General features: G+C 36.1%; 7 protein-coding genes. 5 read left to right on the forward strand and 2 right to left on the reverse strand.

The window, feature by feature from the left end; translation table 11 throughout:
- The 3 genes from A9Q93_RS09745 to A9Q93_RS09755 form a co-directional block, all read left to right on the forward strand.
- Window positions 1-252: energy transducer TonB (locus A9Q93_RS09745; RefSeq protein ID WP_303687202.1), on the forward strand; the 252-nt coding region annotated here is incomplete at its 5' end.
- A 10-nt stretch (window positions 253-262) separates the two neighbouring features.
- Entirely contained in the window at window positions 263-2,470 is a 2,208-nt protein-coding gene (locus tag A9Q93_RS09750) for a hypothetical protein (RefSeq protein WP_303687203.1), read from the forward strand.
- Window positions 2,471-2,579: 109 nt separating this feature from the next.
- Window positions 2,580-3,266, forward strand: coding sequence for a zinc metallopeptidase (locus A9Q93_RS09755; protein ID WP_303687208.1), 687 nt, complete (start codon window positions 2,580-2,582; stop codon window positions 3,264-3,266).
- Window positions 3,267-3,343: 77 nt separating this feature from the next.
- Here A9Q93_RS09755 and A9Q93_RS09760 read toward each other — a convergent pair whose 3' ends face one another.
- On the reverse strand, window positions 3,344-4,708 hold the full coding sequence (locus tag A9Q93_RS09760; protein ID WP_303687204.1) for a saccharopine dehydrogenase family protein: 1,365 nt from the start codon (window positions 4,706-4,708) through the stop codon (window positions 3,344-3,346).
- A 53-nt stretch (window positions 4,709-4,761) separates the two neighbouring features.
- Between A9Q93_RS09760 and A9Q93_RS09765 the strand changes: the two genes are divergently transcribed.
- Window positions 4,762-5,157 (forward strand): DUF423 domain-containing protein, encoded by a 396-nt coding sequence (locus A9Q93_RS09765; RefSeq protein ID WP_303687205.1) that lies wholly within the window; start codon window positions 4,762-4,764, stop codon window positions 5,155-5,157.
- A 54-nt stretch (window positions 5,158-5,211) separates the two neighbouring features.
- The gene (gene pckA / locus A9Q93_RS09770; RefSeq protein WP_303687206.1) at window positions 5,212-6,825 is read left to right on the forward strand and encodes a phosphoenolpyruvate carboxykinase (ATP); all 1,614 of its coding nucleotides are present in this window, start codon (window positions 5,212-5,214) and stop codon (window positions 6,823-6,825) included.
- 128 nt (window positions 6,826-6,953) lie between these two features.
- On the opposite strand, the gene A9Q93_RS09775 is transcribed toward pckA, so the two are convergent.
- A complete protein-coding gene (locus A9Q93_RS09775) occupies window positions 6,954-7,694 on the reverse strand; it encodes a uroporphyrinogen-III synthase (RefSeq protein ID WP_303687207.1) in 741 nt (246 codons plus the stop codon).
- Window positions 7,695-7,696 lie beyond the last annotated feature (2 nt).

Genomic DNA, 7,696 nt, shown 5'->3' on the forward strand with positions numbered 1-7,696 from the left:
GTACAGCGCAAATTTGATACAAGCCTAGGTCGATCATTGAATAGCAAAGATGTAGTAAAAATAGCGGTAGTATTTACTATAGGTACAGATGGTTTGCCTCGAGATATTCAAGTAAAAGCACCTAATAAAGATCTAGAGGAAGAAGCTTTAAAGGTAATATCTAACTTGCCTCAAATGACTCCAGGTAAGATAGATAATATGCCGGTAAATGTTACCTACTCATTGCCTTTAAGGTTTCAAGTACACGATTAAAATGCAATAAATGAAGGTAAAAGTCATGAGTATTCATGGCTTTTCTCTTTTTAAGCAGTTATTAAAAAAAGTATATTTGCGTTATACTCTCAATATCATGAAATCTCTACATTTATTACTTTTTCTTATATTTTCTACCACGAGTTTGATGGCCCAATCTGATATAGAAAAGTTTCCTGTATTTGATGAGTGTAAAGATGTGAAGCCCGACATTTTAGAAGATTGCTTTTACGAGCAATTATATTCTAAGTTAAAGGCAAATTATCAACATCCAATAGAGAATGATGAATCTACAGATCGATCCGTCACGTTGAGGTTTGAAGTAGATCGTGATGGAAAGTTTGTGCTTATAAGAGCAGATGCTTTTGAAGCCAAAGTTAAAGAAGAGATGCTCAAGTCATTTGGGCTACTTTCTCAAATAGAACCGCCTACATTTAATGCAAGTCCGACTTATATGCAGTTCATACTCAACATTCCTGTGCCTATGAAGGATTCTGGCTCCTTTAAAATTTACAGCAATTCTCAAGTAGATGATCAAAAAAATCAGGACGCTCAAAATAGAAAGAAGGATAGCATCGCTTTCGCGAAAGCGAATCTAGAATACAGCTCTATTATAAGTGATCAATATGATAGGAACCAACTGAAATCTGACGCTATAATTCCATTATCATACCAAAGATATCACCGCTACGAAGCAGCGATGAATAGAATAGGAAACAATGCTCATACCGCTGTTAAACCTTATTCTTTTAATTATGTAGATCAATATTTTGATCTAGAAGCTGAGCGTGAGGCTATGCTTTTAGATAGAGAAACATGGTTAGGTCGCAAGTGGTCTAATGAGCACTTTTTTGAAGTAGCAGGAGAGAATTACTGGTTTGTGGTTGATCCTGGAGTAGATTTACAGCTAGGTAGAGATTCACGAGAAGAGATTACCACTTATAACAATACACGATTAGTAAACGTGAGTGGTGGGATAGGGTCGCAAATCACTTTCGGCGCTAGTGTTCAAGAATCTCAAGCACGATTTTCAGGATATTTTGCTAGAGAGGTGAGTTCTAGAGCACCGGATGGTGGAAATCCAGGAATAGTGCCTGGCCGTGGAATTGCTGAGGATGGTGGTGAAAATATTTTTGATTATCCTGTGGCGACTGGTTATGTTAATTACAAGCCCAGTAAGTATTTTGATTTACAATTAGGTCACGGGCAGCATTTTATAGGAGATGGTTATAGATCGTTAGTATTGAGTGATAATTCACAGCCATTTCCCTATTTCAAGTTGAATGCAAAATTTTGGAAGCTAGATTACACGGTTTTATATACGTCATTGAGAGATGTAAGACCAGAAGTAACGGCCGATGATTCATTTCGTACTAAATACATGACACATCATTATTTAAGTTATAATGTAAGTAGAAGACTTAATCTAGGTTTCTTTGAAAGTGTATTGTGGCAGGATGATAATCAAAGAGGTTTTGATTTCAATTACCTCAATCCAGTAATATTTTATCAGTCCATAGAATTACAAACTGGTTCTCGTGGAGGAAACGCTCTTCTAGGCTTTACTGCAAAGTACAAATTTACTGATGCAATTACGGGATACGGACAACTAACCATTGATGAGTTCTCTGGAGCTTCAGTAGTAAATGGTGATGGTAGTTATCAAAATAAAAGTGCTTATCAATTAGGTGTAAAATGGCAAAACGCCTTCAAAGTTCCTAATTTAATGATGCAATTAGAATATAATAGAGTGAGACCTTATACGTACTCTCATAATACGGTGGTCTTAAATTACGGTAATAGTAATCAAGCACTAGCACATCCATGGGGAGCAAATTTTTATGAAGCCATTCTTATAGGAAGGTACACAAAAGATAGATGGTATGGTATAGCAAAAGCAATATATGGAGAAAGAGGATATGACGTTCTAGCTAATGGGAATAATGCTTTTTACGGTGGAGATATTTACAGGTCAGAGGACAGTCGTATTTCAGACAACGGTAATGAGTTAGCACAAGGAAACACCTCAAATTTCTTTTATGGGCATTTAGAAGCTGGATACATTATTAATCCTGCAAGTAGATTAAAAGTTTTTGGACAGGTTATTTATCGCAGCCAAAATCCACAGTTTAATAATTCAGTGGTTCAAGGAGAAAGTACTACCTGGTTAAATGTGGGACTGCGCACAGATATTATGAATTGGTCATTTGACAGATAATTTGAGAATTACATCAATTCCATAATTTTAGCATTCTTCAAAATGAAGAATTAAACACTAAAATGTTTAAATTTATTACATAAAATTTCAAATTATGATGAACGGAGGTATGATGGGCTATTACTTGATAGGTGGACTAGTTATGCTTGTGAGTATGTATGTGAGTAACAAGCTTAAATCTAAATTCAAGCATTACTCTAAATTGAGCCTAAGAAACGGAATGAGTGGTGCAGAGATTGCTCAAAAAATGCTTGCCGATAATAATATTACTGATGTTAAGGTAATATCAGTCGCTGGTCAGTTGACAGATCATTATAATCCTAGAGATAAAACTGTTAATCTAAGTGAAGCAGTATATTCACAGCGTAATGCAGCAGCAGCAGCAGTAGCTGCTCATGAAGTAGGTCACGCAGTACAGCACGCTACAGCGTATTCATGGTTAGGAATGCGCTCTTCACTAGTGCCTGTTGTAAGTATAGCATCTAAATACTCTCAATGGGTAATTATAGGAGGTATAGCTCTAGCTGCGAGTACAGCCTTTGGTAGTTGGTTACTTCTAGCAGGGATCATCATGTATGGAATGGGAACTTTATTTTCTTTTATAACATTACCTGTAGAGTATGATGCTAGTAATCGAGCACTTGCATGGTTAGAAAATGAAAGGATGCTCACACAAGAGGAACATGCAGGAGCAGAAGATGCTTTAAAATGGGCTGCAAGAACTTATCTAGTAGCAGCTATTGGATCATTAGCAACCCTTCTGTATTTTATTTCTATCTTTTTGAGAAGACGCTAGAAGAGATAATATTTGTATTAAAAAGCCTTTGAGTGTTCTCAAAGGTTTTTATATTTTACTTAAGTATTAGTACCATCTTAAAGGTTTAATTTATTGTAGCCTAGGTACTCAGTCTCGCTTTCGCGAAAGCGGATACCATTTACTTCTAGTTCTTTGAGAATAGGATTGTATACAGAAGGGTTTATAGGAATCTGTACACCTGGATTATTGATTTCTCCATCAAGAATTTTTAAAGCAGCTATGGCTACAGGTAGTCCTACGGTTTTGGCCATAGCAGTTTGTAATTCACCATCGCCTAGACAGACCATGGTGCTATCAATTTGTTTCTTCTGTCCATTTAATTCATAACCAAATTTATGGTACATAACAATCATGTCCTTCTCTCCAGACTGTAGGGTCCAAGAGTCTTCTAAAATAGCCTGTAGCATTTGTGCTGGAGTAGCATTTTTTAATCCTACTTTTTTCTCTTTATTAAATATATCTAGCTCTTCTAATTTAAGCCACATAATGTCGTCTTGATCTATTTTAAGCTCGTGTCTCATTTTGAGCTCCACGCTATCCTTAGGAGAGTATGGTAAAAAGCTGTTTACAAAATCGCGATAAGTCATGTTTTCTGATCCTTCTAGAACATAAGTGTCGTCTGTCATGCCTAATTGAACAAACATGTTCCACGCTTTACTAAAGCCTACTCGACGCATGGTGCCTCGATATAAGGTAAGAATATCTTTTAAACCGTACGCTTCTCTATACTTAAGACTGTTTCTATTTGCAAGAGCTTCAAAACGACCGTAGCCTTCTACTTCAAGAAACTCGGTCCTTCTAAAAAGTCTATGGTATGGAATATACTTATATTTTCCTTCTTGAATGAATTTTGCCGCGCCACCTTGTCCTGCAGTAACTACATTACGAGGATTCCAAGTAAATTTATAATTCCATAAATTATTATCGTCTTCTGGAGCAACTAGTCCACCTGTAAATGACTCAAACAATATCATTTTACCGCCTTGATTCCTAATACGATCGATCACCTGCATTGCGCTCATATGATCAACACCAGGATCAACACCTATTTCATTCATAAAAATCAGGCCTTTTTCCTTTACCTCTGTATTAAGAGCTTCCATTTCTGGGCTTACGTAACTAGCGGTTACCATATTTTTATTATAAGCAACACAGTCTTTTGCTACCTCAATATGAAATCGAGCTGGTAACATAGAAATTACAATGTCAGCCTTCTTAATTTGTTGTTTACGTTGTTCTGGTTCAAATACATCTAGTTCAATTGCGACAGCATTTGAGTGGTTCTGACTCAAAGTTTGAGCACTCTCAAGTTGTTTATCTGCAATGGTTAAATGTAACTGGTGTTCAATAGATTTTTTTAAAAGGTAATCCACTAAAACTCCTGTAGATTTTCCTGCACCTATTATTAAGATGTGACGCATGGCTGTTGTAATTTTGCAGCAATTTAATAGACTTCATCTAATATTTGAATACAATGGAAAAAAAGTTATTAATTGCCGGATGTAGTTTTGCTGTTATTGCTGTCGTTTTAGGAGCTTTAGGCGCACACGCACTGGAGAAGGTGTTAGAGCCTCAACAACTTAAAAGTTTTGAAACTGGGGTGAGGTACCAATTATTTCACGCCATTGCTTTACTTATATTTTCTCAAGTGAGCATTTTGAGTGACTCGACTAAAAGCGTGATATTTTATTTATTTGTTATTGGGGTGATATTATTCTCTTTCAGTATTTATGGATTGTCAGTATCTAAATGGCTCAATATCAATCTTAAGTTTTTAGGGCCGGTAACACCATTAGGAGGTTTAAGTCTTATATGTGGGTGGTTATTTGCACTTTGGAAAATCATTGCACATAATTCTGTGAATAATTAGTGAGACCCATTTAAGTGTTATATTTTTGCTCAAAATCTAATTAAACAGATTATTATGGGTTCAAACACCTCTGCTACGCAAACGATTGCGTTAACCGAATGGGGAATCAAAAATTCCAAAATCAATTACCAACTCGCACCAGAAACTCTACAAAAAAGAGCTGTAGAAGATTATGGTGGTAAAGAAACTGATAACGGCACACTTGCAGTAAACACTGGTGAATTTACAGGTAGATCTCCTATGGATCGATTTATTGTAAAAGATTCAGTAACAGAAGAAAAAGTCTGGTGGGGTGACATTAATATTCCTTTTGAGTCAGATAAATTTGATGCCTTGCTAGATAAGGTGACCAGCTATCTCGATGGTAAAGAGCTTTTTGTGCGAGACGCTTTTGCTTGCGCACATGAAGATTACCGACTCAAATTGCGAGTAATAAATGAATATCCATGGTCTAATATGTTTGCCTATAACATGTTTATACGACCTACTGAAGAAGAGTTGAATAGCTTTGAAGCAGAATGGACTGTAATAAATGCTCCTGGATTTATGGCTGTACCTGATGAAGATGGTACTAGACAACACAATTTTGCTATTCTTAACTTCTCTAGAAAGATAGCTCTTATAGGAGGTACTGGTTACACAGGAGAAATTAAGAAAGGTATCTTCAGTGCATTAAACTTTATTCTACCAGTTTATAAAAACACCTTACCTATGCACTGTAGTGCAAATGAAGGTAAAGATGGGAGCACAGCAATCTTCTTCGGACTTAGTGGTACTGGTAAAACAACGCTTTCTACAGATCCTGAAAGAGCGCTGATAGGAGATGATGAGCACGGCTGGACAGAAAACAATGAAGTGTTTAATTTTGAAGGTGGTTGTTATGCAAAAGTGATTAATCTTGATCCAGTGGGAGAACCTGAGATTTTCAACGCAATCAAACCAGGTGCGATTCTTGAAAATGTTGTTTTTAAAGAAGATAAAAGTGTAGACTTTACAGATACTACGATAACTCAAAATACAAGAGTGAGTTACCCTATTTATCATATCGAGAATATTAAAAAACCTTCTAAGGGTAAAAATCCTAAGAATATTTTCTTCTTGACTGCAGATGCCTTTGGAGTATTGCCTCCTATTTCTAAATTGACTCCTGGCCAGGCAGCTTATCACTTTATAAGTGGTTATACAGCTAAGGTAGCAGGAACAGAAGCTGGAGTTACAGAGCCTGTACCTAGTTTTTCAGCATGTTTTGGTGCTCCATTCATGCCTTTGCATCCTACTGCGTATGCCGAAATGCTGAGTAAAAAGATGAAAGAAGCAGGCGTTACAGTATGGTTAGTAAATACTGGCTGGACTGGTGGACCTTACGGTGTAGGTAGTCGTATGAAGTTAAAATATACTAGAGCAATGATAACAGCAGCCTTAGATGGCTCTCTTGAGGCGGCAAACAAAGGTAATTATCATGTACACTCTATGTTTGGTGTAGCGCAACCTAGAACTTGTCCTAATGTGCCTACAGAGGTGTTGAGCCCACGTAAGTCATGGAATAATGATAAAGGTTATTATGAAACTGCCGAAAAGCTTAGAGAATTTTTCATAAACAATTTTAAGAAATTTGAGTCTCAGGCTTCTGAAGAAATACTGGCAGGTGGACCACCTAGAAAACTTTAAATCAAATTGTTGATTTAAAGGATAGATGTAAATAAAAACGTCCTGATTATTTCAGGACGTTTTTTTTATTTAATGTTCGTATGTGAATGTGTTATGTTTCCGCTTTCGCGAAAGCGATAACGATCTACTTATGACTTTTCCTTAATATAATTTTCTATAGCCATAGTCATAGAAGGAGACTCTGGAGTAGGAGCTTGAATATCAATTCTTAATCCTTTATCTTTTGCAGCTTTCATAGTTGTATTACCGAAAACAGCAATGCGAGTTTGTTCTTGTGTGAATTCTGGAAAGTTTTTAAATAAAGATTCAATTCCACTAGGGCTGAAGAATACTAAAACATCATATTTCACATCTGCTAGATCAGAGAGATCACTTATAACGGTACGGAAAAAAGTACCGCTGGTCCATTTAATACCTAATTTGTCTAGTTCTTCATTCATGGTTCCTCCTACCTTATCAGAACTAGGAACTAAGAAAGTTTCATTTTTATGTTTTTTTATTAAAGGACTTAATTCAGAAAAGGTCCTTTTACCTACATAAATTTTACGTTTACGATACACTACATATTTTTGTAAGTAGTAAGCAACTGCTTCACTTTGACAAAAATATTTCAAGGAATCAGGAATTTTATAACGCATCTCTTCAGCTACTCTAAAGAAATGATCTACAGCGTTACGACTCGTTAAAATAATAGCTGTGAACTTAGATAAATCTATTTTTTGCTCCCTTACCTCTTTAGCAGGTGCTCCTTCCACATGTATGAAGGAGCGAAAGTCTATTTTCACCTTAGTTCGATCCACCAAATTCTGATATGGTGAATTTTCCATTTTAGGTTCAGGTTGGGAAACTAAAATTGTTTTCACTTTCATAA

This window comes from Nonlabens dokdonensis (assembly GCF_002162835.1).
Lineage (GTDB): Bacteria > Bacteroidota > Bacteroidia > Flavobacteriales > Flavobacteriaceae > Nonlabens > Nonlabens dokdonensis_B.

Bases quoted from the DNA above. Each gene is read 5' to 3' on its own strand.
- A9Q93_RS09755 (WP_303687208.1), top strand. From the start codon at position 2,580: ATGATGGGCTATTACTTGATAGGTGGACTAGTTATGCTTGTGAGTATG.
- pckA (WP_303687206.1), top strand. From the start codon at position 5,212: ATGGGTTCAAACACCTCTGCTACGCAAACGATTGCGTTAACCGAATGG.
- A9Q93_RS09765 (WP_303687205.1), top strand. From the start codon at position 4,762: ATGGAAAAAAAGTTATTAATTGCCGGATGTAGTTTTGCTGTTATTGCT.
- A9Q93_RS09750 (WP_303687203.1), top strand. From the start codon at position 263: ATGAAGGTAAAAGTCATGAGTATTCATGGCTTTTCTCTTTTTAAGCAG.
- A9Q93_RS09760 (WP_303687204.1), bottom strand. From the start codon at position 4,708: ATGCGTCACATCTTAATAATAGGTGCAGGAAAATCTACAGGAGTTTTA.
- A9Q93_RS09775 (WP_303687207.1), bottom strand. From the start codon at position 7,694: ATGAAAGTGAAAACAATTTTAGTTTCCCAACCTGAACCTAAAATGGAA.